Source organism: Bacillus sp. Cr_A10, assembly GCF_029222665.1.
GTDB lineage: Bacteria > Bacillota > Bacilli > Bacillales_A > Planococcaceae > Psychrobacillus.
On the sequence record NZ_JARHXR010000007.1, the window covers coordinates 91,856 to 118,366 of the forward strand.

The 26,511-nt window shown below is 33.8% G+C and carries 31 protein-coding genes; 10 read left to right on the forward strand and 21 right to left on the reverse strand.

Going from position 1 to position 26,511, the window contains the following annotated elements:
• Window positions 1–161: 161 nt before the first annotated feature.
• Window positions 162–1,550 carry an aldehyde dehydrogenase gene (locus P2Q73_RS04555; RefSeq protein WP_275784423.1) on the reverse strand — a complete coding sequence of 463 codons (1,389 nt, stop codon included), beginning with the start codon at window positions 1,548–1,550 and terminating at the stop codon, window positions 162–164.
• A 314-nt stretch (window positions 1,551–1,864) separates the two neighbouring features.
• Between P2Q73_RS04555 and P2Q73_RS04560 the strand changes: the two genes are divergently transcribed.
• Window positions 1,865–2,008: a hypothetical protein gene (locus P2Q73_RS04560; protein ID WP_172794281.1), complete on the forward strand. Its 144-nt coding sequence runs from the start codon at window positions 1,865–1,867 to the stop codon at window positions 2,006–2,008.
• 56 nt (window positions 2,009–2,064) lie between these two features.
• Here P2Q73_RS04560 and P2Q73_RS04565 read toward each other — a convergent pair whose 3' ends face one another.
• Window positions 2,065–2,907 carry a DNA-3-methyladenine glycosylase family protein gene (locus P2Q73_RS04565; protein WP_275784428.1) on the reverse strand — a complete coding sequence of 281 codons (843 nt, stop codon included), beginning with the start codon at window positions 2,905–2,907 and terminating at the stop codon, window positions 2,065–2,067.
• A gap of 46 nt (window positions 2,908–2,953) precedes the next feature.
• On the opposite strand from P2Q73_RS04565, the gene P2Q73_RS04570 reads away from it, so the two are divergent.
• A complete protein-coding gene (locus tag P2Q73_RS04570; RefSeq protein ID WP_275784432.1) occupies window positions 2,954–3,679 on the forward strand; it encodes a thermonuclease family protein in 726 nt (241 codons plus the stop codon).
• A gap of 492 nt (window positions 3,680–4,171) precedes the next feature.
• On the opposite strand, the gene P2Q73_RS04575 is transcribed toward P2Q73_RS04570, so the two are convergent.
• Window positions 4,172–4,759, reverse strand: coding sequence for a phosphatidylglycerophosphatase A family protein (locus P2Q73_RS04575; RefSeq protein ID WP_053590209.1), 588 nt, complete (start codon window positions 4,757–4,759; stop codon window positions 4,172–4,174).
• Window positions 4,760–4,926: 167 nt separating this feature from the next.
• Here P2Q73_RS04575 and P2Q73_RS04580 point away from each other — a divergent pair, with 167 nt between their 5' ends.
• Genes P2Q73_RS04580 through P2Q73_RS04590 form a run of 3 tightly spaced genes read left to right on the forward strand, consistent with a single transcriptional unit; the run spans window position 4,927 to window position 6,669 of the window.
• Window positions 4,927–5,649, forward strand: coding sequence for an alpha/beta hydrolase (locus P2Q73_RS04580; RefSeq protein ID WP_275784436.1), 723 nt, complete (start codon window positions 4,927–4,929; stop codon window positions 5,647–5,649).
• A gap of 60 nt (window positions 5,650–5,709) precedes the next feature.
• Complete coding sequence (locus tag P2Q73_RS04585) at window positions 5,710–6,225, forward strand: YjcG family protein (protein ID WP_053590211.1); 516 nt, start codon at window positions 5,710–5,712, stop codon at window positions 6,223–6,225.
• Window positions 6,226–6,228: 3 nt separating this feature from the next.
• Window positions 6,229–6,669 (forward strand): GNAT family N-acetyltransferase, encoded by a 441-nt coding sequence (locus P2Q73_RS04590; protein ID WP_056827521.1) that lies wholly within the window; start codon window positions 6,229–6,231, stop codon window positions 6,667–6,669.
• A gap of 446 nt (window positions 6,670–7,115) precedes the next feature.
• Here the strand turns inward: P2Q73_RS04590 and P2Q73_RS04595 are convergent, their stop codons facing one another.
• The 11 genes from P2Q73_RS04595 to P2Q73_RS04645 all read right to left on the reverse strand — a co-directional run bounded on the left by P2Q73_RS04595 (window position 7,116) and on the right by P2Q73_RS04645 (window position 15,208).
• Window positions 7,116–8,474, reverse strand: a complete 1,359-nt coding sequence (locus P2Q73_RS04595) for an arsenic transporter (RefSeq protein ID WP_275784441.1) — start codon at window positions 8,472–8,474, stop codon at window positions 7,116–7,118.
• Between the two features lie 275 nt (window positions 8,475–8,749).
• The gene (locus tag P2Q73_RS04600) at window positions 8,750–9,427 is read right to left on the reverse strand and encodes a hypothetical protein (protein ID WP_056827525.1); all 678 of its coding nucleotides are present in this window, start codon (window positions 9,425–9,427) and stop codon (window positions 8,750–8,752) included.
• 204 nt (window positions 9,428–9,631) lie between these two features.
• A complete protein-coding gene (locus P2Q73_RS04605) occupies window positions 9,632–11,323 on the reverse strand; it encodes a hypothetical protein (protein ID WP_275784444.1) in 1,692 nt (563 codons plus the stop codon).
• Between the two features lie 68 nt (window positions 11,324–11,391).
• A complete protein-coding gene (locus P2Q73_RS04610) occupies window positions 11,392–11,868 on the reverse strand; it encodes a hypothetical protein (RefSeq protein ID WP_053590216.1) in 477 nt (158 codons plus the stop codon).
• Between the two features lie 235 nt (window positions 11,869–12,103).
• Entirely contained in the window at window positions 12,104–12,418 is a 315-nt protein-coding gene (locus P2Q73_RS04615; protein WP_275784448.1) for a hypothetical protein, read from the reverse strand.
• A gap of 84 nt (window positions 12,419–12,502) precedes the next feature.
• Complete coding sequence (locus tag P2Q73_RS04620; RefSeq protein WP_082355238.1) at window positions 12,503–12,748, reverse strand: stage VI sporulation protein F; 246 nt, start codon at window positions 12,746–12,748, stop codon at window positions 12,503–12,505.
• Window positions 12,749–12,779: 31 nt separating this feature from the next.
• Window positions 12,780–12,923, reverse strand: a complete 144-nt coding sequence (locus P2Q73_RS04625; protein ID WP_082355239.1) for a YjcZ family sporulation protein — start codon at window positions 12,921–12,923, stop codon at window positions 12,780–12,782.
• A 68-nt stretch (window positions 12,924–12,991) separates the two neighbouring features.
• On the reverse strand, window positions 12,992–13,357 hold the full coding sequence (gene spoVAE, locus P2Q73_RS04630) for a stage V sporulation protein AE (RefSeq protein ID WP_056827533.1): 366 nt from the start codon (window positions 13,355–13,357) through the stop codon (window positions 12,992–12,994).
• Window positions 13,358–13,359: 2 nt separating this feature from the next.
• Window positions 13,360–14,367 carry a beta-ketoacyl-[acyl-carrier-protein] synthase family protein gene (locus P2Q73_RS04635; protein WP_056827535.1) on the reverse strand — a complete coding sequence of 336 codons (1,008 nt, stop codon included), beginning with the start codon at window positions 14,365–14,367 and terminating at the stop codon, window positions 13,360–13,362.
• A complete protein-coding gene (spoVAC, locus tag P2Q73_RS04640; protein WP_053590220.1) occupies window positions 14,361–14,816 on the reverse strand; it encodes a stage V sporulation protein AC in 456 nt (151 codons plus the stop codon). Before spoVAC ends, P2Q73_RS04635 begins: the two co-directional genes overlap by 7 nt.
• A complete protein-coding gene (locus tag P2Q73_RS04645; RefSeq protein ID WP_275784453.1) occupies window positions 14,816–15,208 on the reverse strand; it encodes a YhcN/YlaJ family sporulation lipoprotein in 393 nt (130 codons plus the stop codon). Before P2Q73_RS04645 ends, spoVAC begins: the two co-directional genes overlap by 1 nt.
• Before the next feature lie 129 nt (window positions 15,209–15,337).
• Here P2Q73_RS04645 and P2Q73_RS04650 point away from each other — a divergent pair, with 129 nt between their 5' ends.
• Window positions 15,338–15,853, forward strand: a complete 516-nt coding sequence (locus P2Q73_RS04650) for a CotY/CotZ family spore coat protein (protein WP_275784455.1) — start codon at window positions 15,338–15,340, stop codon at window positions 15,851–15,853.
• A 101-nt stretch (window positions 15,854–15,954) separates the two neighbouring features.
• Here the strand turns inward: P2Q73_RS04650 and P2Q73_RS04655 are convergent, their stop codons facing one another.
• From P2Q73_RS04655 to P2Q73_RS04680, 6 genes are all read right to left on the reverse strand, one after another.
• On the reverse strand, window positions 15,955–16,344 hold the full coding sequence (locus P2Q73_RS04655) for a hypothetical protein (RefSeq protein WP_275784457.1): 390 nt from the start codon (window positions 16,342–16,344) through the stop codon (window positions 15,955–15,957).
• Between the two features lie 60 nt (window positions 16,345–16,404).
• Window positions 16,405–17,751, reverse strand: coding sequence for a magnesium transporter (gene mgtE / locus P2Q73_RS04660; protein WP_275784802.1), 1,347 nt, complete (start codon window positions 17,749–17,751; stop codon window positions 16,405–16,407).
• Window positions 17,752–17,950: 199 nt separating this feature from the next.
• On the reverse strand, window positions 17,951–18,850 hold the full coding sequence (locus P2Q73_RS04665) for an RluA family pseudouridine synthase (protein ID WP_275784459.1): 900 nt from the start codon (window positions 18,848–18,850) through the stop codon (window positions 17,951–17,953).
• Entirely contained in the window at window positions 18,847–19,653 is an 807-nt protein-coding gene (locus tag P2Q73_RS04670; protein ID WP_275784461.1) for an NAD kinase, read from the reverse strand. Before P2Q73_RS04670 ends, P2Q73_RS04665 begins: the two co-directional genes overlap by 4 nt.
• Window positions 19,653–20,330 carry a GTP diphosphokinase gene (gene yjbM / locus P2Q73_RS04675; RefSeq protein ID WP_053590227.1) on the reverse strand — a complete coding sequence of 226 codons (678 nt, stop codon included), beginning with the start codon at window positions 20,328–20,330 and terminating at the stop codon, window positions 19,653–19,655. The genes P2Q73_RS04670 and yjbM overlap by 1 nt, the downstream gene beginning before the upstream one ends.
• A gap of 28 nt (window positions 20,331–20,358) precedes the next feature.
• The gene (locus P2Q73_RS04680; protein WP_053590228.1) at window positions 20,359–20,742 is read right to left on the reverse strand and encodes a UPF0738 family protein; all 384 of its coding nucleotides are present in this window, start codon (window positions 20,740–20,742) and stop codon (window positions 20,359–20,361) included.
• A gap of 98 nt (window positions 20,743–20,840) precedes the next feature.
• On the opposite strand from P2Q73_RS04680, the gene P2Q73_RS04685 reads away from it, so the two are divergent.
• The 4 genes from P2Q73_RS04685 (at window position 20,841) to P2Q73_RS04700 (ending at window position 23,437) form a co-directional block, all read left to right on the forward strand.
• Window positions 20,841–21,416, forward strand: coding sequence for a CYTH domain-containing protein (locus P2Q73_RS04685; RefSeq protein ID WP_056827543.1), 576 nt, complete (start codon window positions 20,841–20,843; stop codon window positions 21,414–21,416).
• A gap of 6 nt (window positions 21,417–21,422) precedes the next feature.
• The gene (locus P2Q73_RS04690) at window positions 21,423–22,070 is read left to right on the forward strand and encodes a lytic transglycosylase domain-containing protein (RefSeq protein ID WP_275784465.1); all 648 of its coding nucleotides are present in this window, start codon (window positions 21,423–21,425) and stop codon (window positions 22,068–22,070) included.
• Window positions 22,071–22,226: 156 nt separating this feature from the next.
• The gene (locus P2Q73_RS04695) at window positions 22,227–22,625 is read left to right on the forward strand and encodes a globin domain-containing protein (RefSeq protein ID WP_056827547.1); all 399 of its coding nucleotides are present in this window, start codon (window positions 22,227–22,229) and stop codon (window positions 22,623–22,625) included.
• A complete protein-coding gene (locus tag P2Q73_RS04700) occupies window positions 22,622–23,437 on the forward strand; it encodes a DsbA family protein (protein WP_275784468.1) in 816 nt (271 codons plus the stop codon). The genes P2Q73_RS04695 and P2Q73_RS04700 overlap by 4 nt, the downstream gene beginning before the upstream one ends.
• A 1,226-nt stretch (window positions 23,438–24,663) precedes the next feature.
• Here P2Q73_RS04700 and pepF read toward each other — a convergent pair.
• Window positions 24,664–26,484, reverse strand: coding sequence for an oligoendopeptidase F (gene pepF, locus P2Q73_RS04705; protein ID WP_275784470.1), 1,821 nt, complete (start codon window positions 26,482–26,484; stop codon window positions 24,664–24,666).
• Between the last annotated feature and the right edge of the window lie 27 nt (window positions 26,485–26,511).

Consider the following 26,511-nt stretch of genomic DNA (forward strand, 5'->3'; position numbering starts at 1 on the left):
TGTTTAGTTCATCATAAGGAATAAGTAATGGTTTTCTTTTAATTTAACACATATCATCCTAAAAAACTCTATAAATTTTAATATACACTTGCTTCTTTTATTAAAAAGTCCAAAATTTCAAAAAAACATCCACAGATTTGTAACAATCGTGGATGTTTTTATTATTTTAAAAGACTTCTGACAAGCTTCACTTTATTTTTATAAGGAGGAAATACTAGGTCAATTGGTAATTTCGTATTCTTTTTAATAATAGACTTTTGATGTGTAAACAAAGTAAAACTTGCCTTGCCATGGTATGCATGTACTCCTGAGTTACCTACCCCACCAAAAGGTAAAAAAGCATTTCCAGCATGGGTAATTGTATCATTAATACAACCTCCGCCAAATGAAAACTCCTCTAAAAAATAATTTTGAGCCCGCTCATGCTCACTAAACATATATGCTGCAAGAGGCTTAGGCAATGTACGTATTTGTCGAATTATCGCTGGTAAATTGTTGTAGGAAATGATAGGTAAAATGGGACCAAATATTTCATCTTCCATAGAAGGACTTGAAAAACTAACGCCATCTAATAAAGTTGGTTCTATATATAAATCATCTTTATCGGTACTTCCACCAAAAATAATATGATTCTTTTCTTCATCTAGTATTTTTTTCAAGCGATCAAATTGAGTTGCATTTATAATTCGCCCTAAATCGACACTATTTTGGATATTTTCTCCGTAAAATTGATGAATAGATTGTTTTAAAAGTTCAACAAACTTTTCTTTTACACTTTCTTCTACCAAAACATAATCAGGAGCAATACATGTTTGACCTAAATTAACTAATTTTCCCCATATTATCCTCTTTGCTGCCACTTCCAGATTTGCAGTATGATCTACTATTACTGGGCTTTTACCGCCAAGCTCAAGAGCTATAGGCGTTAAACGTTCTGAAGCAGCCTTCATGACAATTTTGCCCACTTTAACACTACCCGTGAAAAAAATGAAATCGAATGGAGCGTGGATTAATAATGAAGTTTCTTCTTTTTCCCCTTCTAAAACTCGTATATAGCCAGGATCAAATGTCTCTTCTATAATCTTCTTAATGACTTCAGCAGTATAGGGTGTGGATTCAGAGGGTTTGATAATTGCACAATTTCCCCCACAAATGGCTCCCAAAAGTGGTTCCATCACTAATTGAAATGGATAGTTAAATGGAGCAATAATCAGGACAGTTCCATAAGGGTCATTTACTATAAAGCTTTTTGATGGCATTAATGCTAATGGGGTTTTTACTTGCATCGGTTCCATCCATTTTTCCAAGTTTTTTTTCATATAAGATATATTGTCATATACAAGTCCTATTTCAGTTGTATATGCTTCAAATTCACTTTTACGTAAATCATTATATAAAGCTTTAATAACTTCCTTCTCATATTTTTTTATTGAGTTTTTAAGCTTGTCAAGTTGTTCTAACCTAAAATTAGCTGATCTTGTTTTACGAGAATAAAAAAAATTTTGATGTTCCTCTAAAATATTTTCCAATTGCTGGGCAGTAAAATTCATCATAACATCTCCTTTTTTCATTCAAAACCATATATACTAAACGTTCTATATTAGAATCATACAATTATTTTCTAGTCTAGGAAAGAATATCACATATAAGTTTTTTTCTGATATACATGATTCTTATCAAAGGTGGAAATACTCTTTTATGTAGAGAAAATTCTTTCCTTACACTTTCCACTCCATTAGTCTATAAGTCTTGCTTTGGTTGTGTGATATTTGATTCATTTTCTAATTAAAAAGTTTGTTAACCAAACTTTTTAGGGTATGTATTGGTCAAATGGACAAACAGAAAATTAAAGGAGGAAATAGAAATGACAATAACAGAAACTTGGTGGGAAACCATTTTTACTGGAGCAATTGCAATGGGGATTAATAAGGAACGTATAGATGAATTGGATGAGGAATCGTTTTTATACTTCAAGGAAGTACAAGACGAACTGGAGAGCAATAATTGAATATTGTATTCACATAGAATCAGCTTCCTTCTTATTATATAAAGGAAGCTGATTTTTTATTCAATATTTCTCCATAAGTATAAAGAAGCATAGCTTAAATAAGGTGACCAAGATTCAAAATGAATAATAATTTCTTCTTTCGAAGGCTTTTTCTCCATATTCCACATTTGTTTTAATGAGTTTTGAAGTCCTATATCTCCTACTGGAAAAAGATTCTCTCTACCAAGGCCAAAAAGCAAAAAACTTTCTGCTGTCCAAGGACCTATCCCTCGATAGGAAGTCAATTTTTTCATAATCGTCTCATCAGTCTCATTAACGAAGGTATTCAATTTTAACTCCTCTGTTGCAATTGCTTTCGAAATACCAATTATATATTCCGCTTTTCTTGTACTAAATTGCATACCTCTTAGTGTGTCCACTTCTAGTTTTGCTATTTTATCAGCAGTAGGGTAGATCCATACACCATCTATCTGTTCACCAAATGTTTGCACAAATCTAGTTGTTAATGTTCTTGCAAAAGAAAGATTTAATTGTTGATGAATAATGCTTTTTATTATATTTTCGTATAAAGAAAAATCCGTAATGATAGGAGTACCTTCAAATTTTAAGAATAAATCCTTCAGATTTGTTTTTATAAAATGTGCATGAACTGCATCTAGACTGCGATCAAAATGAAAAATGGACAATATACGTTGAAGCTGTTCATCCGATTCTATTCCGGTTAGTATAAACTTCGGCTCTCGATGTGATCCAATACTTTTTACAGTAATAATGGAATGATCTAATGGAACTCTAACTATTTGATTGGCTAAATCTACAGAATTTAGAGGGTCTAATGATAATCTGCTGATTGCTTCATCAAAACGATAAGCAAATGGTAACTCTATTATATGTGTCAACAGTATCTCTCCTTTATTTATATGCTAAACTAATGACGGTGATAAAATGAAAAAGTTATTATTATTAATAATTATTTCTTTGCTTTTTGGTTGTGAGGAAATTCCATCTAACGGTATTACTAAAACAAGTGGCTCTATTGATCAAATTCCAGTTGAATTACTTGAAGTAATTGACGGAGATACAATTAAAGTAAATTATAAGGGAAATACCGAAACAATTCGATATTTACTTATTGACACACCTGAAATAAATCATAAACAACTTGGAAAACAGCCTTTTAGTGAAGAAGCAAAGAATCGTAACAAAGAAATACTAAGCAACGGAAATTTAACAATTGAATTCGACGTAGGAAATCGATTGGATAATTACGGTCGCATGCTTGCCTATATTTACATAGATGGAGTAAGTGTTCAAGAAACTCTTTTAGAAGAAGGTTTAGCACGTGTTGCTTACGTATTTCCGCCAAATACAAGGTATTTAGACGACTTTGAAAAAGCATCTAATATTGCGGAGAAAGGGAAAGTTGGAGTATGGGAAACCCCCAACTATGTTACTTCACGTGGTTTTGATTCTTCTGTGTTAGTCGAAGATACGGATTCTTCCAGAGAGCCAATTGGTAAATGTTTGATTAAAGGAAACATTAGCAAAGAAGGCAAGAAAATTTTTCATGTTCCTAGTGGAAATAATTATGATGTAACTAAACCGGAAGAATGGTTTTGCACAGAAGAGGAAGCAATTAAAGCAGGCTTTAGTAAAGCTAGAGAATATTAAAGCGCTTATATTATAAGTTAGTTGTGTGTTTTTACAGATAATAGGAGAAGCACAAAGTCGCGTCCGAAGATACAATTCGGACGCGACTCTGTTATTTTATTTGTTATTGTTGATAATGACCCTGGCAGCTTTGTTGTTCAAATTTTGCATTTTTAAAAGACTTTATAGAAACGAATGGTACTGTATCTCTGATATTTTTCAGGGTGTGCACCTTACACCTGCAGGCAGCACGAAGGGCACCTGCAATTACTTAAATTTAGAGGTTCAGACAAAAAACGAGTATGTGAATGAAATGACGTTCACATACTCGCTAAAAAAATATCTTGATTAGTTTTTCAGTGCCCTCAGTAGCACGAAGAAAGTCCCCAATTCAGTAGCGACTCCTCCGCGGAGGCACATGCTTAGAGAGCGACAAGCGGAAGTTCGGTCAGCACTAATGCCTATCGATTAGTACAGTGCCCTTTCATTCTTTAAATATCTATAATGGACTATTTAAGTTCGAGATCCTTTAACCTTTGTTTCTGGTGCAGTTTCTTCTGGAGGGATATCCTCAAATGTTTCGTTTGCCTCTGCTAAATCACGTGTTCGATGTGCTAAACGAGAAGCCGCGCTTGCAGCAATGCTGGCAACTATATCATCTAAAAATGTATGGATAGTGCCTGTCTCTGCTTTTGTGTCCAATTTTGAAATAATACCGATTTTATTTTTATCTAAATGACCAAAAGTTGTCACTGCAATACTTCCATACGTATACACTGCTCCCAGAGCAATCGTTTCATCTATACCAAATAACCCTTCGTCTGCTTCTACAATCTGTTGCAATGGCTCCGATAATAACTTTTTCTCAGCTAGTTCATCTAGTTCAATCCCTACTAAAATGGCATGCTGCATTTCTCTTTTCTTTAAAACACTTTTAATCGACTCGATACAATGCTCAATTGTTAGACCTTTATTGTATGGAAATTGCATTTCATAAACGATTTTAGCAATCTCTTCGATTGTCACACCTCTACGAAGTAATGCATCATTTGCAGCTTTCTCAACAGTCCGTGAATGTACTTTTGATGTCTGTCTGTCCAATTTAATTAACCCCTTTATTTATCTGATTTATTTTGAACTCAGCGCTGTCCCATATTCATAACCATCGAAATAATAATCTTTCAAATTTTCTAGTTGTTGTTCATTATACCTCTCTTCATGTATATGTTACAATTTCTATACAACATGATTATTGTAGGAGGTTCTTTATGAATAAAGGAGTTGTAAAAGATCTAACACTTTTTAGTGAATCTTTACAAGAAGAAATGCAGTTACTTATATACTTACCACCAAATTATTCGCCATTATATAAATACAGTGTACTTATTGCAAATGACGGTAAAGACTATTTTCAATTGGGAAGAATTTCTCGAGTGGCTGACGAACTGTATGAAGAAAATGAAATTGAAAACCTTATTATTGTTGGTATTCCATATAAAAATGTGAAAGATCGTAGAGCAAAATATCATCCAGACGGAGAAAAGCATAAAGCGTACATACGTTTTTTAGCGCATGAACTCGTTCCTTATATTGATGCCAATTATCCTACCTATCAAATGGGTTTAGGCAGAGCACTAATCGGTGATTCACTTGCTGCTACAGTATCCTTACTTACGGCTTTACAATATCCTAATACATTTGGCAAAGTTATTTTACATTCTCCTCTAGTAAATGAGTATGTATTGAATCAAGTTGAAAAACATAAAGAAATACATGCATTTTCACTTTATCATATCATTGGCTTGGAAGAGACAGATGTTAAAACAGGAGATGGACTAATCACAGACTTTGTCACACCAAATAGATCTTTGCATAATTTATTCATAAAAAAAGGATTTACGACATTTTATGACGAATTAGATGGAAACCACACTTGGAAGCTTTGGCAACCAGATATAAGGCGTTCACTAAAAAACAATTTCGGCTTGTAAATATTTTTTTGTTATAATGATAAGGTGATCTGTTACAAAAATTCGAGGAGGTAATGAAAAATGAAATACGGAATAGTTGCTTTCCCATCAAAAAAAGTGCAAGATTTTGCTAATTCTTATAGGAAACGTTATGACCCGCACTACGCACTTATAACACCACATATGACGATTAAAGGTGTATTTGAAGCAGACGAAAAGGAAATTAAAACAGTGGCTGAACAAGTAGCTCAAGTGGTTAGTAAGCATAAGCCATTTACATTAAAGACTTCTAAAGTGAGTTCTTTTGCTCCTGTAACAAATGCTATTTACTTTAAAGTAGAGCCTACAAATGAGCTATTAGCACTTCATGAGGATTTAAATGCTATTGAATATAACGATGAAGCAAATTATACGTTTGTACCTCACATTACTATTGCTCAAAAAATGAATTCTAGTGAACATGACGACATTTATCCGCAGTTAAAAATGATTGGTGCGGAATTTGAAGAAGAAATTGATCGACTTCATTTACTTTATCAATTAGAAGACGGTTCTTGGACTGTTTATGAAACATTTAGATTGTCTGGAGCTGAATAATCCTTGGTTTATGCAAAATTAGTTGAAACAGAAAAAGAATATCAAGATGCCATACTCATTAGAAGAAAAGTTTTTGTAGAAGAACAAGATGTGCCGCTTCACATGGAATTAGATGAATATGATCAAACCGCTACTCACTTTGTGGCATATGATGGAGAAACACCTTTTGGTGCAGGAAGAATTCGTACAGTTGAATCTTCTATTGGAAAAGTAGAACGTGTCTGTATACTCCCTAAATACCGAGGAAAAAATTATGGTAACTTGATGATGCAATGTATGGAAGAATACGCGCAATCGAAAGAATACGATAAACTAAAACTAAATGCACAAAGTCATGCTGTACCATTTTATGAGAAAAGAAATTACATGATTACATCTCCAGAATTTTTAGAAGCAGGAATTCCTCATCGTGCAATGGAGAAGAAACTAATTAAAAACAATTAATTTTAAAGCGGGATGATTATTCATCCTGCTTTTTTATGGATTTGATTACAATAATCAGTAGCATTTTCACCTAGTTTCACATATACATATTAAGAACGATTAAACAATAAAACTGTGTATTTAAATTGATGCTCATTGAAAGTATATATAAATTCCACTGCTTTTTCTTGAATCTTTGGGCTTTGCTATAATACAAATTCTGATTGATCGAATGCCTTAACTACAAATTTAATATTCACTCATATAGATTCTTTTTAAACGCATCTAATCAATGTTTTGAAAGGATCTTTTTTCATTGAACAAAGAGATTAGCAGGAAACTTTTTTAGAATTTCCTGCTTTTCTACTTTATATTGCCCCTCCGATAACGTGTTCTTTTAGAGTTAATCCCTAGGATTAAAATAAAATTATTAGTAAATACAGTCTCCAACCTTCCAATTTAAGATTTTAATTAGAAAATATCATTTGTACCCAGAAAAATAAAAGAGCAAGCGTTACAATAGTCGTTATTGGTATAACGATAATCGTTACGCTTAGATAATCTTTCCAAGTAACTTTAATTTTATTTTTTCTTAAAATATGCATCCAAATAAGGGAAGCGAGTGTACCGATAGGTAATAATAACGATCCCATATCACTACCAATGATATTGGCAAGATAAATTGTCTTAAGGGTGATTGCATCCAGTCCCATTTCTGTTAATGAAATTGTTCCAATCATTAAAGCTGGGTGGTTATTAAACAAGTTCGAAAGCACTGATACAAGGCCCCCCATGATAAAACTTGCTTGAAATAATCCTTGATTTACAATTGGTTCAAACCACTGAACTAACAATGCTGTTAACCCTACATTATTCAAGCCATATATTATCACATACATGGAAAAAGCAAAAATTAGAATATGCCAAGGAGTCTTTTTCAAAATATCTACTGGGTTCGTACGTAAATGATACCATCTCCAAATAAGTAGTATTACAGAGCCGAGAACTGCAACGACTTCAATTGGTACGTTTATATAAGATGCAACGAATAGTAGACAACGCATGATAAACACAAATAGTAATAACTTTAACATAAATTTAGTGCGCTTGCGCTTTGTTTCTACAGGGATTTTCGTTTTTAAAGGATGAAAATTCTCTGTAAAAAATGTTTCTTCTATATCTATAGCGGAATCTGGTAATCTTCTCGGCAAATTTTTTCTCACTACTAAATACATCAAGTAAGACATAAATAATAAACCTAATGTAGCGGGCACAAACATCATCGCTGTATGCATCCAAAGTGTCATATGAACTATCTCTAGAGCGATCAAATTAACGATATTGCTTACACCTATTGGGGCACTAGAAGCTGTTGCGATAAGTGCTCCACTTAATAAATAAGGAATCTGTTGTGATGGTTTTAGTCGTAAATTTTTCAAGAGCAATATTAGAATTGGGGTGGTTATTAAAATACTTCCATCGTTATTAAATAATAAAGTCATTAAAAAACAAAGCAACTGAATATACCAGTATAAACGGTGACCAGAACCCCTTGCTAAATTCGCCAGTCTTGCAGCTGTCCAGTTAAAAAATCCAAAACTTTCTAATATTACTGCCATAACTATTGTTGCTATTATAGTAATGGATGCGCCGCCAATTTTATTGAGAATGTCCATAATGTCCGCATGAGAAACGATACCTACAACTAATATAATCGCTGCTCCTATAGATGCTGGCCATGCCTCATTCAGTCCTTTAGGTCTCCAAAAAATGACTAGCATAGTAGTTAGGAACACCAAACTGGCGACTCCAACATGAAAACTCATACATATCCCATTTCCTCTCGTTGTTTGTTTGTCCGTTCCTTGTATGTATATTCACCTCGTCCTACTAAGATAGAGGTGTATGTCCTTATTGAAAAAAAACTAATTTTTTGTCTAATAAAAATAAAAAAATTGTCTATCCATAATTGGTTAGACAATTTTTTATGTATACGGAGCATATATTTTTTTCAAGAAGCATGAAACATTTCATGCTTCTATAGTTTTTGTATTTCTTTATTGTTCTCTTCATAAATCAAGTACTTTAGTCTATCCATCGTTTACACCTGGTGAAGAGTTTTAATATGATCCAGGTTTAGATAGATAGGAACTATTCTAGCAGTTTTCATCTCAATAATCTGTTTTTCCACATTGTTTATTTTACCAACATGACTATGTTTACCTCCAATGTTTAGGACGACAATCGAACTTTTCAACTTTTCAACTTGAGCTTCAAACGTGTTCTCTAAAGAATCTTTGTCCGTTTGCAAGTTGCCTTCTTCTTTAATCTGGCCATAAGGGTTTTCATTTTTAACATAGGGTATTAACCACTTCAGATGATTAATAGCAATGTACATCTTTTTATAAATAGGTGAATAAAATTCAAAATAGTCATTTTTAATATGTGTAATATAACCATGTAGAGACTGATCATCTGTTATATAAATCTCCACATATTTTCCTTTTGCTTGTAATAGTACCTCATTATAAGATAACTCATCTTCAGTTTCTCCAGAGAATATGCTAGGAGAAACTGTCGGGGGCTGTATTTCGTATTCCTCATTACTACCAATATCTAAACTCTGGATATGATGTAAAGGGATGTACATAAAATCTGCTCCATTAAAAAGAACCACTATGTCGCTGCCTAAATCAATCAAAGTACCATTAATTTGCTTCTTCCCCGAAACTTCGATTTGAACAACTTCATTGATTAGACTTTGAATAATTTTATTCAAGGTCACATCTCCTTTTATTTTATTATAATAACTATAGATAAAGATTGAACAAACAAACGATTATGTCTATTGGAAAAACATGAAATGATATTTTAGCCAGCAACACATATAGTTTTAATGCATCTTGGTTTACTAATACTCAAAATATCGCCAATTAAGTTCTTAGACATATTTTTTTCGCCGTTCATAAATTAATATTCTTAATCAAAAATCTCTTATTTGACGATACATCTTTGCAGCATGCCTCATCAATGAATAAAATTGATTTTCTAACACTGCTTTTTCTTCTTTTAGACTTTCCGATACATAAGAATTCTTTAATTCTTCAAACTCTGGTTTATTGTTTAAATGATAATCTAAAGTTGGGTACCGTACAGAACGATATTCCTGGTTAGCTGAATTATTCTCTGCATGTTTCATTAATGCATAGTATTGTTTAAGCAACATCGCTTTTTTTTCTATGGGACTTATTGGATCTGCAGTAAAAAATACTTCAGAATGCTCTGGTGCAATAACCAATTTACCATGCTCCTCTGTTGTATTATTTTCATGCATCTCTTCAACAAATGATTTTTCATGGTCTGAAGCTAAATCTACAACAACTGAACTTGTTTTATGAGTAGGAGATTCGCTTTCTACATTTTTTTTGGGGGGAATAGTAATTGAATTTTGGTCTAGATTCATTTTACTCCATGCAGTTAAAAGTATTCTTTTTTCCTTGTTTTGAATCTCAGGTTCTTTAGAAATAATTTGTTCTTCATTAATAACGCTACTCCTTGAATTGTAAGGATCTAAATAATCTGCTTCTAGGTCTTCTCTATTCGGAAGATTTTGCGTTTCTTCTTGATTTAATGAAATCTTCAGTTTATCTATTAATTCCATTGTTTCTTGAACCTCAACTTCTTGACTTGTATCCACATGGTTCTCATTTTCGTTATACATATTTAATAATTCATCATCTTGCACAGATAACACTTGATTGGTTTTTATTTCTAGTACATCATTATTGGAGTCAATATTATCAACTAAATGAGATACCGATTTTAACAGTTCTGAATTGTTTTCTTTCATCGTTGAATTGAAGCCTAAAGCTGAGTAATGTAATTCAGAAATTAAATTTCTTAGATTTTTCGCTTCGTTTTGGTCATCGTTATTGGATTTGATACTCCATTCTTTTGTTAAAGGAATATCTTCTACACTATGCAAACTTAGAACATCTGGAACTTCATTAATAGCTTTATTTTTCTCTTCCTTCTGCTCTTCCATAATAGGCACTTTAACAAATTCTTCATAATTATTGTATGTTTTAAAACGTTCAGCGAGAATTTGTTCCTGATGCTCATCTTTTTGCTGCTTTTCATTCATTGCGACGTTTGTAAATTGTATTAGTTCAGCATTTACACTAGAAACGGTGTCTTGAATAACTAATTCATTACTGATTCCTGTGGATTGCTCATTAATTTTATTTATCTCCATCTTGGATATACCTTTATGAATACTTGATATATAAGATTTTGGGATATAGTATAGATCCTGATTATTTATTAAAATGATATGATCTTCCACAATGCTCGTTAGTACTCCAACTAGCGCCTGATTACTCAAACTATTAATGGTAACCCAGTTGTATTTCAATACTTTCAAAACATCTGTTAAATCATTGCTTTCTGGATAGGAATCAGTTTTGGGGTAGACGCTATAGTCCTTAGCATTCTTAGATATAGCTCCAATATGTTCAAATGCGAAATAGAATACGTTTCCATTGACATCAACAGCAAGGTGATCTTGTTTGACTTCTAATAAAATACCTTCTACAAATTTACTGTTTCGTAAATACAAACCAATCTTCATATTAATAAGGGCGCATAAAACTTTTTTAATATTATCCTCTTGCAAGATAGAGCGCCTCCTTCATAGAATATTCGTCGCTTCGGATCAACAGAAGCGACGAAAACATCATTTATTTATTCACTATCTTTTTTTGATTCATTTTTATTTTCTGCTTCATCTTCTTTTGGAAGTTTTACTCCGTAGCTAATGTTTCGGATATGGAATAAAGAAATCCGGATTATTTCTTCGTTTGAGACAATCGTTATATAATCATCATCGACATAGTCCATTACTCCTTCTAACGTTTCAGGTCCACCACGATTAATTTTTACCCATCGAAGTGTTAAATTTCTTAAAACGCCTTTGAAGTCATCCGCTTGTATGAATTCAAAATCCTCTGGTACTTCAATATTAACTTGATCCTGATTTTTCGTATTAATTGTTAAGCTTTTAATATGTTGTGTATTGTAATAAATGATTCCATCGTTATCTGTAAGTAGAGTTAAGTGATCATCTTGAACTGCAAGTAGTTTTCCTATACGAGATTCCGGACCACCTCTATCTACTTTTACTACTCTATCTACTAGTGAAAGTATCATCTTCTTATTCATATTTTCTAACCTCCTTTTATAGTATCCTAATATTTATATGTATCTTGGGTCAGCTAAGCATTGGCCAAACGCCCATTTTATTTTAATTGTACAAACTATCAGTAAAAATAATTATTCAACCTAATAATCCATTTTTTATATAGATTAGTGCAGAAAAAAAATGCCGATTTTAAATCGGCATTTAAATTTAATCACTTTATACATTTAATTATTTATTTATTTATTTATTAATTTATTAAATATACAAATTAATTGAATTTCCCTTACCACTTATTTGTGCAATTTTTGGAGATAAATTTACTGGATTGGGTTGGATAAAAGATTTAAATAAAGGCGGATTAGTTGGATACTTATCAAACGATGATGATTTCTCATCATTATCTTCATTTTCTTTAAGTACCTGTTCCTGGTCCTCAAGATGTTCATCAAAAGTTGATTTCATCTTTACTCCATTAATATTGCTTACATAAGCAAAATTATAATCATCCATCGACATACGATTAGCATAAATTTGCGACTGAATTGGTTGAACTGGTATGATGTATCCCATTTCCTCCACCTCCGATTTATTTATCACTCTATACCCTATGTCTCCAAGTATTAAACCTATTACTCTTAAAATCTTTTCTTACTATTACAACAACTTTTCGATATCAGATAAACTTAACGAATTTCCACTTTTTAAAATGGAATTCGTCAGTTCATCTTCTAGCTGTTGAGAAACTGGTTTATTTGCTAGCTTGCCAACTTTGCGTACAATTTTACGAACTTGTTTTTCATCCGTAAAATCAGCATGCGAGATGGCATTGGCAAGCGTAAAAAGATCTTCCATCGAAACACCAGTTTTATTTTCTATTGCTTTAAAAAATGAATTTTGCACTAATTTTCCTCCTCACATTAATTATTTATGATTAATGGAGAAAGCTTGCTCCTACAATTATTAATAAGATAAATAAAACAACGATCAATACAAAAGTTGAGCTTTTATTTCCGCCATAGCCTCCGCCATAACCGCCGCCGTAACCAGGGTATCCTCCACCACAGTAGCCGTACATAATCTTTCCCTCCTCTCCTCTTCAACATATAGTATGCAAAGGCAAGAAAAAGAAAAAGGGCTAATCAACTAGTAGTGAGTTTTCTGTTTTTGAAAAATAAACGCTCCAATAATTCCAAATAAAATAGCAGAACTAATCCCTGAGCTTGTAACCTCAAACATCCCTGTAACTACTCCTATTAGTCCGTGCTTTTCTGCTTCTGCTAAAGCACCGTGTGTTAGTGAATTACCGAAAGATGTTATTGGAACAGTAGCACCTGCTCCTGCAAAATCAATTAACGGCTCATATAATCCAAATCCATCTAAAATAGAGCCACTAACTACAAGGGTACATAACGTATGTGCTGGGGTAAGCTTAAAAACATCCATTAATATTTGTCCAACTACACAAATTAGACCTCCGACAATAAATGAAACTAATAATGATGAAATCATTTTTATCCTCTTTTCTCCATACGACATTCAATGGCATGAGCAATACAAGGGATTGTTTCACCTTGTTGAAAAGTTAATGGCGATAATAATGCGCCAGTTGCGACTAGTAATACCCGTTTGTATACACCGCTTTTTAATTGATTAAATACATAACTGAAATAAACAGCAGCAGAGCATCCTGCACCACTTGCTCCTGCCTTAAAAAATTCATCTTCACCATAAAATTGTGCACCAGCGTCTTGTAGGATTACTCCACTATTTTCATCTTGAAACATTTCCTTTAATATAGACAAACCTATTTTCCCTAAATCACCGGTCATAATTACGTCATAATCTGCCATCCTACTATTTGTATTCGTTAAATGCCTTTCAATTGTATCTCTTGCGGCTGGTGCCATTGCAGCTCCCATAAAAAGTGGGTTCTTTTGTCCACCATCCACTACTCTTCCAATGGTGGCGTGCGTAATAATAGGGGCATTTTTTGCATGCTTTTGTAGTAGTGCAAAACCTGCTGCAGTGACAGTCCATTGAGATGTTCCAGGTCTTTGTGCTCCATATTCAAGAGGATATCTAAACTGTCTCTCCACGCTCGGATGATGGCTAGAGGCACCAGCAAGTACAGATTTTGCATTTCCTGATTCCAGTAGAAGACTTCCCAAAATAACTGATTCTACAGAACTTGCGCATGCGGAAAAAACACCTAAAAATGGAATCGCTAACTCGCGAGCAGCAAAATTAGTAGGGGAAAGTTGATTTACTAGGTCTCCTCCAATAAATACATCTACATTTTCAAGCTTTTCATGCCCTTTTCTCAAAGTTTCTTTACAAGCTTTTTCGATAAAATGGGTATGAGCTTGTTCAAATGTTTCACCTTTTTCATTCTCTAAAAGAAGAACTTCATCAAATGATTCAGCAAAAGTACTCTTCTTTTCCGTAGGACCTACCACAACACCCGTACTTGCTATACTTGGATTTTCTTTAAATTGTATTGTCCCAGACTTTATTACCATGAGAGCACTCCCATTTTAACTAAAATTGTTTTAATCAAGGCTACTATAAAAGCGGAAAGTACACCAAAAACAATAACAGAGCCGGCTAGTTTAAACATATTTCCACCGACACCTAATACGTACCCTTCTGTTTTGTGTTCTAAAGAAGCAGATATTACAGCATTTCCAAAGCCAGTTACTGGAACAGCCGATCCCGCTCCACCTATTTGAGCAATCTTTTTATATAGTCCTGTACCCGTTAGGATCATTGCAATAAAAACCAAAGTTGCTACAGTTGGGTTTCCTGCTGTTTTTTCTGTAAATGGAAAAAAACGAATATAAAAAAAAGTAATAAGCTGTCCAATAGCACAAATAATGCCCCCAACTAAAAACGCTTTTAACATATTCATAAAAAGTGGTGTTTTCGGTGTTTGATTATCTACTATTTTTTCGAATTGTTTTTGATCCATTATGTCTCTTCCTTTGATAAAGATTTTATTTCTTCAATTGATTTGGTTAGCTTTTCGGATTTTAATTTCTGGTCAATTATTTTTTCAATTTCCCATTTTACTTTTAAATCACCTGTGACTAGCACTTCTTTCTCCGGAAATTTTTTCTCTAATTCTTTTGTTATTTTTTTTTCTATTTTTTCTTTATTAAACCTACTCATTGTTTTTATGTCGATTGCCACTAACACATTATTATTGTCAGTAACACTCTGAAATCCTTTGACCGAATCATGGTGTTTTATTTCTTCCTCTATCTCAGGTGAAGTATTAGAAGGATAAACGATGTGCACAGATTCATCAGAACATGCACTTAAGAGAAAAAACAGCAGAAGGACAGTAATAATTTTATGCATAGGATTCATGGCCCCTTTTCGAGTAGTATGAGCATGAGAAAAAGAAATATACGAAGAGCATTTGAGATATTTGCCCTAACCTTTATGAAGAAGCTACATAAGTTAGATAGAGAAGAGGAGGTGAAATCAATGGGTTGTGGAAGAGTTGAAGATATTGCAGATGTAAGAAGAAATGAAGGCTGTGTTTGTGACGTTGTTCGTGCAATCAAAGATATTCAAGATCAAGCAACACGTGACGATTGTCCAGGATGTCCAACAAGTTGTTTCTTAGAACCACTAGGTGGTATCGTTAGTCCAGCACGTAACCAAGCGGACACACGTGTATTTATGCTTTTGAATAAAGACGGTACTCCATTCAAAGCATTTTTCCGAGATAGAGATAGATGCGATAATGATTGTTTCTCCGTATTTTTCCGAGTGGAAGATATTTTTGATACATGCTGCGCAACATTACGCGTATTAGAACCGCTAGATAGAGAAAGAAATGAAGTTGATTTGTTAAATGAAGATGGTACAAAAATCGACTTAAGACAAATTTGTAAAGTTCGTAATTGGAGATTGACTGGTAGCTGTGTAACAGTCGATTTAAATTGTTTCTGTGCAATCGAATGTATAGCGGACGTATTTTTAGATGTATGTGACTGATTAGTTTCCTCCTCGCAATGTCTACTCCGTTCGGGATATCCCGAACGGTTTTATCGTTTATACAGAAAAAAAAACTACCCTTCATAGGATAGTTTTTTTGTTCATTTCATTTCTACGCCACGCCACACTATTTTTTCTACTTTATTTACAGGGTAAGTAACAATTTCACCTTCTCCAATTATTAAAGTCACTACATCATCATCTACATCTGCTACCTCACCTTGAAGGTATATACCACCTTCCATATGAAACACTAGTGGCCGATAAGCCTTCCGTTGAAACGGCTTAGAAAGAAAGTGCAATTTTTCTAATATAGCAAGTGTTTTTTTTGACATTGTTGTTCTAATTTCGTATATGGAAGTACTTTCATCTTGGACTTCTTCTACAGCATCCATTTGGACTTCCACCGGTACGCTAACTTTAACGTTTGGTGGTAAATGGAATACAGGCGGTGCTTTTATAAATAATAAAGGATCATTGAAAGAGTTCACAGACACATCCTTTTTTGCTTTAATTTATGCTTCATTAGATGAAATGGTGAAAATACCTTCTCACGATAAGGAGGAAATAAATAATGTAGCAAGTCCAAGATAGATTAAAATACTTACTACGTCATTAATCGTAGTAATAAACGGACCAGATGCAACAGCAGGATCGATTTTCATTCGATGGATTAGCAAAGGAATAAATGAACCTCCAAGTGTAGCGACAAAAATAGACCCAAAAATTGCAGCTCCAACTAGTAATCCTATTAATAAGTCATGTTTCCAAAAGAAAACTATGCCTACCACTATCAAACCACATAATAGACCAGTTATTAGTCCCGTTCCAGCTTCCCTTAGTAATATTTTAAATTTGCTTTCTTCTTCAATATCTCCTGTTGCAATACCTCTAATCGCAACAGCTAATGCTTGTGTTCCACTATTACCTGCAGTACCTGCTATTAGCGGAATAAAAACAGCAAGCAAAGCAACCTGTTCCAAAGTTTCTGTAAAAATACTCATTAAATTTGCAGTCATCATACCTAAAAATAATAATACGATAAGCCAAGGTAATCTCTTCTTAGCAGCAGTGAAAGGACTTTTGTCAAATGTATCCATATCAGAAACTCCGGCAAGTTTAGAATAATCGTCAGAAGCTTCTTCATCTAATACATCTATGACATCATCGACAGTAATAATTCCAAGTAGATGTTGTTCAAAATCTACTACCGGTACTGCAAGAAAATCATAATCTTTTATAGTACGAGCAACCTCTTCTTGATCTTCACTTACTAAAACACTAACGACACGTTCATTCATTATTTCTTTAATTAATGTATCTTCATCAGCTATGATTAAATCACGAAGAGATATAACCCCTGTTAATTTATGGAAATCATTAACAACAAATAAATAATAAATTGTTTCGGCGTTTGGAGCCTCATTTCGCAAAATTGTCATCGCTGATCTACATGTAGATGATTCTGGAATTGCTACATATTCAGTAGTCATGATAGAACCCGCAGTATATTCTTCATAATGGAGAAGCTCTTTAATTTCTTGTGCAGATTCTTCGTCCATAATACTTAAATAACTAGCTACTTGGTCTTTCCCTAATTCGTTCAAGACGTCAACAGCATTATCTGCATACATATAAGAGAGCATGTCTGCAGCGTATGTGGTGTCCATTTCTTTTAAATAAAATTCATATTGTTCCTCTTCGAACTTAGTCGCTTCAAAAATTTCCGCCAATTCCTTTGGAGAGAGATAGTGATATATTTTCTTCCTTATTTCAGGCTCCACCTTCTCAAAAAATAACGATTGATCATATGGGTGAAGTTGCATAAATTCATCCCTGAACTCATCCATTAAATCATTTGAGAGAATGTCAATTAACTGGGATTCTTCTAATGCAATTGGATTCAATTCTTCTTTCACATTTCTCACTCCTTTCTGCGGTTATCCTTATTCATTGTATGAGGTTTAACGATATTAAGCAACATCCGTAAAGTATGTTTTATAAAATTATTCCCTGGGAAATTATCTTAAAACTAATTTAATATATAATAAAACAAATCCCTCCATAATACCTTTTAGACAGGTAAAATAAAGGGATTTATAATAAAATTTGATACATATCTTTAGGGAAAGGCGCTTCTATAAGAAGATTTTCTTTTGTAAAGGGATGAATTAACTTTATCGACTTTGCATGTAACGCTTGTCGATCAATTAGAAATCGACTCCCTCCATACAAATCATCGCCAATCAATGGATGACCAATTGACATCATATGTACTCGAATTTGATGTGTTCGCCCAGTATGAAGATTTAATCGCACATGGGTAATATTTTCTTCTTGAAATGTAAAACGCTTAATTACTTGGACCGTTGTTTTTGCATACTTACCTTCTGAAGTAATGATTCGTTCAATGATACTCCCATTTTTACGACCTATTGGTGCTTCAATTGTAAAAGAATCTTCCATCACATGTCCATGCACAATCGCTTCATATGTCCTATAAATCGAACCTATTTTTTGCATTTCACTTAACAAATGATGAGCATGTCTATGCTTAGCAATACAAATAATTCCTGAAGTATCCTTATCTAATCTTGTAACAATATGAACTGTAGAAGCAATTCCTTTTGAATGATAATAGCCTGCAACTTTATTGGCTATCGTTCCATTTGGATGCTCTCTAGAAGGAATTGTACTTATTCCTGCTTCTTTTAAAATTATTAGTATATGATCATCTTCAAAAAGAATTGGAAAGTCACCAATTTCAGGGATAAGTCCCTCACTTTTTTTCTCTTCTGGAAAAATAAGGGGTACAACATCTCCAACTTTTAGTTCATGTCTTACAGTCTTTTCTTCCCCATTAACTAAAATTTTTCCACCTTCATATTTAATACTCGTCAAAGCTTTTTTTGAAATACCATACTTTCTGATTGCATCTCTAAGTAGTATATGATCTTCCTTCATTGTAAATGTTAGCGTTAATTTTGTGTTTTTCATTCTTTCAAATCACTATCAATAAACGAATCATGCACACGTTGCCAAAATGGAAATGAACGAAAACGAGCAAAACGTATTTTTTCATTGGCAACTCGATACATAATAGATTGAACATCTTTATGCAAAAGTTGCAAATGATCTACTGTTACCATAAAATCTGGACCTTTTACTGGTTTTAATAAACACGAATGATGCTTCGGTAATACAAGGGGTGAACCAACCGTACGGAAAACACGGTTATTAATAGAAGCAATTTCTGCTAATTGCATCGCCTCTAACGATGGATGAACGATAGCACCACCAAGTGCTTTGTTATATGCCGTACTTCCAGATGGAGTAGACATACACAATCCATCACCTCTAAAACGTTCGAAGTGCATACCGTTTAGCTCTACGTCCATTACTAAAGTAACGTCAGGAGATTTTACGGTTGATTCATTCACCGCTAAATAAACCGAGCTATCTTCTTCATGACGATAGTTAATCGTAACTTCCAGTAATGGATATTCTATTACATCGTATTCTTTCTTAGCAATACTAATAACTAACTTTTCAATTTCAACCGGTTTCCAATCCGCGTAAAATCCTAAATGTCCAGTATGAATACCAACAAAAGCTACGGAAGATGTTAAGTGCTTATACTTATGAAAAGCATGTAATAATGTTCCGTCACCACCAATGGATAAAACGATATCAGGATTTTCTTCATCAAATGAAAGACCGAAATCCACTAGATACAATTTTGCATCTTCCATTAACTTATTGGAAAGATCATCATTTCGAGACTGTATGAAAAATTTCATTATTCACGAGACCTCTCTTCTGTTTGGTTTAGATGTAGTTTTGGATTGGACAATTCTTTTATTTCGCTAAAATACTTTTGAGCTTCTTGAATTTCTCCTCTGATTAAGGACATTTCTTCATCTAAGCGAAAGGCCGCTTCTGCTGCGTATTGTAATCTTTTTTTAATTTCTTCAGGAAATACGCCTTTGTATTTATAGTTTAAAGAATGCTCAATAGATGCCCAAAAATTCATTGCAAGCGTACGAATTTGAATTTCAGCTAATATGTTTATTTCTCCATGGATTGTTTGAACTGGGTATTCAATTATCATGTGATACGATCTATATCCACTTTGTTTTTTATGAGAAATATAGTCTCGTTCTTCTACAATTGTTAAGTCATTCCGTGCACGTAATAAATTAACGACAGTTTCAATATCATCTACAAATTGACACATCATCCTGACCCCTGCAATATCGGGTATTTCTTTCGCTAATACATCAGAAGGCACGAATACAATTCCTTTTTCTAACGATTTATCATATATACTTGCTAATGGTTTAACCCGTCCAGTTACAAATTCAATCGGGGAGTTTATATTTTCTATTTCATATTGTGTACGCATTCCCTTTAGCTTAATTTTCAGCTCTGAAACTGCTTGCTTGTACGGCTCTAAAAAACGTTCCCACTGCCCCATAAGCGTGACCTCCACTCCACATGACTTTCTATGCTTTAAGAATCTCGTTAAATGCTTCCTCTACCGCACTTGAAAATTCAACACCATAGTTTTCATTTCCTTCGATATTGAAAATGAGCATCTCAAGTTCTTCTCGAAACATATCTAACACTAATTCATCCTCACCATATTGCAAAGTTGGATCTTTTGTTGCTTTTAATGTAGTAACTAAAAGCGGCCATACATCTTGTCCAAACTTAACATAATGATATCCTGTTTCATCTTCTAGTAAATAAACAAATGCTAACGAATCTGAATCCGTTATCATTTGACCGCCTGCTTTTATTTGTGGATTTATTGGATTGTCATCTAAAATAAATCTGATATCATTTTCTAATTGCACACCACTGTGCACATTATAAGTAATAGGCAAAGTATATCTTCCTCTCTATCCATTCTTCCCCTATTTTATCATATTGAATGTCGTTGCAAAGCGTCTATAATAGAAATAATAAGAAAGGTTGTGAATTCATGCATACTGAAAAAGAAATCGAATTTAAAAACTTATTGACTAAAGATGAATTCGAACAAATGCTCGCTCATTTTCAAGTAGACTCAGATGATTTCTATACACAAACTAATTACTATTTTGATACCTCAAGTAATTATTTTAAAGAAAAGAAAATGGGCTTTCGTTTGCGAGTGATGGACAATAAAAATGAACTCACATTAAAAGTTCCTGAGAAAGAGCATATTATGAACGAAACAACATATCTACTAACGGATAGTGAAAAAGAAGAGATTTTGCAGAACCTCCATTTTCCAGATATTCCAATTATAAATCAAATAAAGAATGAAGGAACTCTCACTTGCATAGGAAGTATGCAAACTAATCGGGCTAATAAAACCTTTGAAAATGGAATGCTCTTTTTTGATCATTCACTTTATAGTCAAACAGAAGATTTTGAAGTAGAATATGAGTGTGATAATGTCGAAAATGGAAAAAAAGTATTTGTAAATTTATTGGAATCGCTTCAGATACCCATAAGAAGTGCCGATAAAAAGATTGCACGACTAATAAACTATAATCATACCTTGAAAGGTTGACACCTTGTGGATATACAATCATTAAAAACATTATTAGAAATTAATGCTATGCAAACCCTAGGATCAGTACAAAGTTCTCAAAACTCTAGTAATTCTTCCTTGTTTTCAGACCTACTTGGAGAAGTACTTCAAGATAGCGGAAGTACTGCGAATTCCAATACTGCTAACTCTCTTTTTTATAATGGGAATGCTCCAGTATTTATTCCATCAAGTATTTCTATTCAAAATGACAGTCTAGCAACAACTTTATCGTCTTTCACATCACAAGGCGTTGCTTCTTCTAATTATGATGAAATTATTCAACAAGCTGCTTCAAAATACAATTTACCTGAAAAGCTTATTTCATCCGTCATTAAACAAGAATCGAATTTTAACGCCAATGCTGTAAGTACGGCAGGTGCTTCTGGATTAATGCAATTAATGCCTGGTACTGCAAAATATTTAGGAGTAACTAACATTTTGGATCCTTTAGACAACATAATGGGAGGCGCAAAATATTTACGTCAGATGCTTAACCAATTTGATGGGAATATTGAAACTGCTCTTGCTGCATATAATGCCGGACCAGGAGCTGTTAAGAAATATGATGGTATTCCACCATATAAAGAGACGCAAAACTACGTAAAAAAAGTGATGAATTACTTCCAAGCTTAATTCGCCACTTTACTGACCCCTACATGATGCATAATGAAACGACCTCATTTAGTGGTCGTTTTTTTATGGCTCTAACTTTAGAGACAGTCTAATTGTTTGAGATATTTGATGCAGATTGATAGAATATAAATAGAGCTAAGCAAAGGAGTCAGAAAGATGACAGAAAAACCAATTCTTCCTTTTGATGAAATCGGAGCAGAAAAATTATCAGAGTTAGTCGATGCATTCTATAGTAATGTAGCAAAACATCCTAAGCTGAAGCCAATCTTCCCAAATGATTTAACAGAAACTGCAAGAAAACAGAAACAATTTTTAACTCAATATTTAGGTGGCCCTAATTTATATACTGAAGAACACGGACATCCTATGATGAAGATGCGCCATAATCCGTTTCCAATCACACCCGAACGTGCAGAAGCCTGGCTTGCTTGTATGAGTGATGCAATGGATAAAGTGGGTCTAGAAGGAAAGTTCCGTGATAATTTTTTTAGAAGACTTGTACTTACTGCCAACCACATGGTCAATCAAATGAGTCATGAGGAGGAAAAAATGTGACAAGAATACAAATTCCGGCTGAAACGATTGCACATTCTTTAATAAACAAGCCAATTGAAATGTATATTTTTCTTGATCCTCTTTGTTCAGCTTGTTGGGATTTGCAACCAATCATTCGGAAATTGCAAGTGGAATATGGACAGTATTTTACAGTTCGCACAGTACTAAGTACTCAAATTAGTAAATTGAACACTGTTTGCAAAAAACCAAAGGAACAGATACTAAAAACAGAATATGATGTATCTGAAATAGAGCACCCTGTTTTCCCTACAATTGCAGTTAAAGCTGCAGAGTTTCAAGGAAAAAAAGCAGCAATACGTTATTTTAATAAACTACAAGAACATCTCTTTCTAAAAACTAGAAACGTAACCTCCTTCTCTGTGCTTCAAGATTTAGCAAATGAGGTTAAAATTGATGTGAAGGAATTTACAAATGATTTTCAGTCAAAAGAATGTGCTCGTTCTTTTCAAAATGATTTATCGATAACAAGTGAAATGGAAGTAACTTCTTTTCCAAGTATCGTTTTCTTCAACGAAAATATAGAAGACGAAGGCATTAAAGTGTCCGGCATTTATCCTTATGAAATTTATGTACAAATATTATCGGAAATGCTTTATGAAGAACCTAAGAAACAACAACCGCCGACCCTAGAAAAGTTATTTGACTGGTTCCACTCAATATCAACTAGTGAAATAGCTTGCTATTATAATATATCTGAACAACAAGCCGAGCGTGAAATGAAAAAACGTCTATTATTACAAGAGGTGGAAAGAGTTTTCATAGAGGGCAACGTTTTGTGGCAATTAAAATAAATAAAAGCAGTCTAACATTTCAGTGTAATTAAACTAGAATGTTAGACTGCTTTTTAAATTGGTCTATAATTCTTGTTAGGAGCATGAAAAAAGAACAAGAGGTGCGTAGGAGAGGTGCAACCACCGCGAACAGTACAAGCTGAAAATCCATCCCCCCCCCGAAACGTAGCAAAAATCAAAGCCTTCGCAAAAAAGAGTGCTGTGAAATTGTCTAACCAAAATCACTACACCTCAACATCTGACTTAGATTCTTTAAATTATAATTTGTACTTTAGACTTACATAAAAATAAAGGGAAAAGAAAAAGCCCATTCCTCCAATTGAGGAAAAGGCCTTTTCTTTTTACAAAGGGGATGGGAGAAATGTTCACGTTCAAACAAAGGGGTGTATGTTATCTTGTGATTTATTTCACACTCTTACTTTAACATGTCATTTTTAAAAATACAATATATTAGATACTCTTTTCACAAAATCGTCATACATAGGACGTCTAACCTTTATTAATTACTTAAACAATACCTTTATCCGCATTGGTCATCACAACCAGCACCTGCCAAATACACGGATGTGCGCTTGCTGTACAGTACGCATCCGCCCCGTAGGATAAGTCGCTCCTTCGTCCAATCCCTTATTACTTTACGAGACTCCATTCTGCTCATTCCAGTGGCGTGTTTGGCGCACATCCTGATAACTTCTGAAAGATGACCATTTTAATTAGGATAATATACGTAGGATCCCTTATTCAGAAAAGTAACCTTGTGACATAATCCCAATCACAACTCCCCTACCGTATAAAACAAATAAATGAATGTTCCATTGCCGCACAGCAACGCAAGAGCCTACGTAAGATGATTCCCCCTTGCGTTCTGAAATACACGCATCAGATAACATTCGATTAAATAGATACAATTCAATGAAAGAAGTATGCCAAATTCAGTTTTTCAGTAATATTTATTAACATTCTTGCTGAGCCATCTGATTGTATACGTGGACCGACCGATTATTGAGACAAACCATCCGATTATTGAGACAAGCCGTCCGATTCGACCGAATAAGCATTTTTTCTGACCGGATAGAAAAAATTGTGTCCGGATAAGCGTAAATATGACCGGATAAAAAACTTTGTACCCGGATAAATTACTATCTGTCTGTTCAACATCTTTTCTACATTAAAAATGGACTAATTATAAAAAAAAGACCGACATAAAAAATGTCAGTCTTTCGATCTTATTCTCCTAAAAGCAGCTGCTCTAGTTCATTTAGTTTTTCTTCGAACACACGACATGCTTCCTCAATTGGAGCAGCGGTATTCATATCTACCCCAGCCTTTTTCAACACTTCAATTGGATAATCTGAGCATCCAGCTTTTAAAAATTCATTAATATAGCGATCAACTGCTGGCTTGCCCTCTGTCAGTATTTGATTGCTAAGCGCAGTAGCAGCACTTAATCCTGTTGCATATTGATACACATAATAATTGTAGTAGAAATGTGGAATACGTGCCCATTCTAGTCCAATTTGCTCATCAATAATAATTTCATCACCAAAATACTTTTTATTTAAATTGTAATATTCCTCTGTCAGCTTATCTGCAGTAAGGGCTTCTCCGTCTTGATCTAGTTTGTGAATGATGTGTTCAAATTCAGCAAACATTGTTTGACGGAAAACTGTCCCACGGAAACCTTCTAACCAATGATTTAATAAATATATACGTTTTTTAGGATCTTCAATTGTTTTCAACAAGTAATCATTTAACAATGCTTCATTACTTGTTGATGCAACCTCTGCAACGAATATAGAATAATCTCCATAAACATATGGTTGATTTGCTCGAGTATAATAACTGTGTATACTATGTCCAAACTCATGTGCTAACGTGAATAAATTATTCACGTTATTTTGCCAGTTCATTAATATATATGGATTTGTTCCATACGAACCCGAAGAATATGCTCCTGACCGTTTTCCCTTCGTTTCTACAACGTCCACCCAACGATTTTCCAATCCTTTTTTCACTAGGGATACATACTCTTCCCCTAGGGGTTCAAAGCTCTTTAGCATTGTATTGCATGCTTCTTCATACGTATACTCCATATCTACCTCTTTAACAAGTGGTGTATATAAATCCCACATATGAAGTTCATCTACACCTAACACTTTCTTCCGTAATCCTACATATTTATGAAGTAAATGCACATTTTTATTGATCGTACCTACTAGATTATCGTATACACTTTCCGGAATATGATTTTGGGACATTGCAGCTTCACGAGCAGACGCATAATTTCTAATCTTTGCGTTTACATTATCCCCTTTCACATTACCACTTAAAGTGGAGGCAAAAGTATTACGAAACTTACCATAGGTGTCATACATCGCTTTGAATGCATCCTCGCGTACTCTTCCATCTTCACTTTCTAATAAGCGAGTATATCTGCCGTGTGTAAGTTGTATTTCATTACCATCTTCATCTTTTATAAATGGAAATTCTAAATCAGCATTATTTAATTTACCAAATGTATCGGCAGATGCACCAGCAATTTCGGAATATTGAGCAAGGAGTGCTTCTTGTTCTTGTGAAAGAATGTGAGGGCGTTCCTTATTAATTTCTTCTAACAACTGGTTGTATAATTTCAAGTCATTATTCTGTGATAAATAACTCGAAATGATTGTTTCATCTATAGATAATATTTCAGGAACTAAGAAAGACAATTCAGTGGAAACCTTTACAAAAAGGGATTTGATACGGCTCTCCATTGCTTGATAAGTGCTATTTGTTGTATCTTGATCATGACGCATATGTGCATACGTATATAGTTTGCGTAAACGTTCCGTTAGTTCATCTCTATATTTTAAAACAGCTAATAGTGCGTCTGCTCCATTATTAATGGTTCCTTTGTATGAAGCTGCTTGTTTAGATAGCTCTGAAACTTCCTTGAACTCCTTTTCCCATACATCATTAGAAGCAAAAATATCTTCTAATTTCCATGTTAAATGCTCATCAACTTCTTCTCGTGATAAGATTTTGTTTTTTGTTTCTGCAGTCATGATGAACTCCCCTTCCATTTGCTTCGA

Bases quoted from the DNA above. Each gene is read 5' to 3' on its own strand.
- P2Q73_RS04685 (WP_056827543.1), top strand. From the start codon at position 20,841: ATGCATACTGAAAAAGAAATCGAATTTAAAAACTTATTGACTAAAGAT.
- pepF (WP_275784470.1), bottom strand. From the start codon at position 26,484: ATGACTGCAGAAACAAAAAACAAAATCTTATCACGAGAAGAAGTTGAT.
- P2Q73_RS04595 (WP_275784441.1), bottom strand. From the start codon at position 8,474: ATGAGTTTTCATGTTGGAGTCGCCAGTTTGGTGTTCCTAACTACTATG.
- yjbM (WP_053590227.1), bottom strand. From the start codon at position 20,330: ATGGGGCAGTGGGAACGTTTTTTAGAGCCGTACAAGCAAGCAGTTTCA.
- spoVAC (WP_053590220.1), bottom strand. From the start codon at position 14,816: ATGGATCAAAAACAATTCGAAAAAATAGTAGATAATCAAACACCGAAA.
- P2Q73_RS04650 (WP_275784455.1), top strand. From the start codon at position 15,338: ATGGGTTGTGGAAGAGTTGAAGATATTGCAGATGTAAGAAGAAATGAA.
- P2Q73_RS04560 (WP_172794281.1), top strand. From the start codon at position 1,865: ATGACAATAACAGAAACTTGGTGGGAAACCATTTTTACTGGAGCAATT.
- P2Q73_RS04625 (WP_082355239.1), bottom strand. From the start codon at position 12,923: ATGTACGGCTACTGTGGTGGAGGATACCCTGGTTACGGCGGCGGTTAT.
- P2Q73_RS04670 (WP_275784461.1), bottom strand. From the start codon at position 19,653: ATGAAATTTTTCATACAGTCTCGAAATGATGATCTTTCCAATAAGTTA.
- P2Q73_RS04615 (WP_275784448.1), bottom strand. From the start codon at position 12,418: ATGGGATACATCATACCAGTTCAACCAATTCAGTCGCAAATTTATGCT.
- P2Q73_RS04570 (WP_275784432.1), top strand. From the start codon at position 2,954: ATGAAAAAGTTATTATTATTAATAATTATTTCTTTGCTTTTTGGTTGT.
- P2Q73_RS04695 (WP_056827547.1), top strand. From the start codon at position 22,227: ATGACAGAAAAACCAATTCTTCCTTTTGATGAAATCGGAGCAGAAAAA.
- P2Q73_RS04585 (WP_053590211.1), top strand. From the start codon at position 5,710: ATGAAATACGGAATAGTTGCTTTCCCATCAAAAAAAGTGCAAGATTTT.
- spoVAE (WP_056827533.1), bottom strand. From the start codon at position 13,357: ATGATTTCATCATTATTAGTTTCATTTATTGTCGGAGGTCTAATTTGT.
- P2Q73_RS04635 (WP_056827535.1), bottom strand. From the start codon at position 14,367: ATGGTAATAAAGTCTGGGACAATACAATTTAAAGAAAATCCAAGTATA.
- P2Q73_RS04610 (WP_053590216.1), bottom strand. From the start codon at position 11,868: ATGAATAAGAAGATGATACTTTCACTAGTAGATAGAGTAGTAAAAGTA.
- P2Q73_RS04555 (WP_275784423.1), bottom strand. From the start codon at position 1,550: ATGAATTTTACTGCCCAGCAATTGGAAAATATTTTAGAGGAACATCAA.
- P2Q73_RS04580 (WP_275784436.1), top strand. From the start codon at position 4,927: ATGAATAAAGGAGTTGTAAAAGATCTAACACTTTTTAGTGAATCTTTA.
- P2Q73_RS04665 (WP_275784459.1), bottom strand. From the start codon at position 18,850: ATGAAAAACACAAAATTAACGCTAACATTTACAATGAAGGAAGATCAT.
- P2Q73_RS04645 (WP_275784453.1), bottom strand. From the start codon at position 15,208: ATGCATAAAATTATTACTGTCCTTCTGCTGTTTTTTCTCTTAAGTGCA.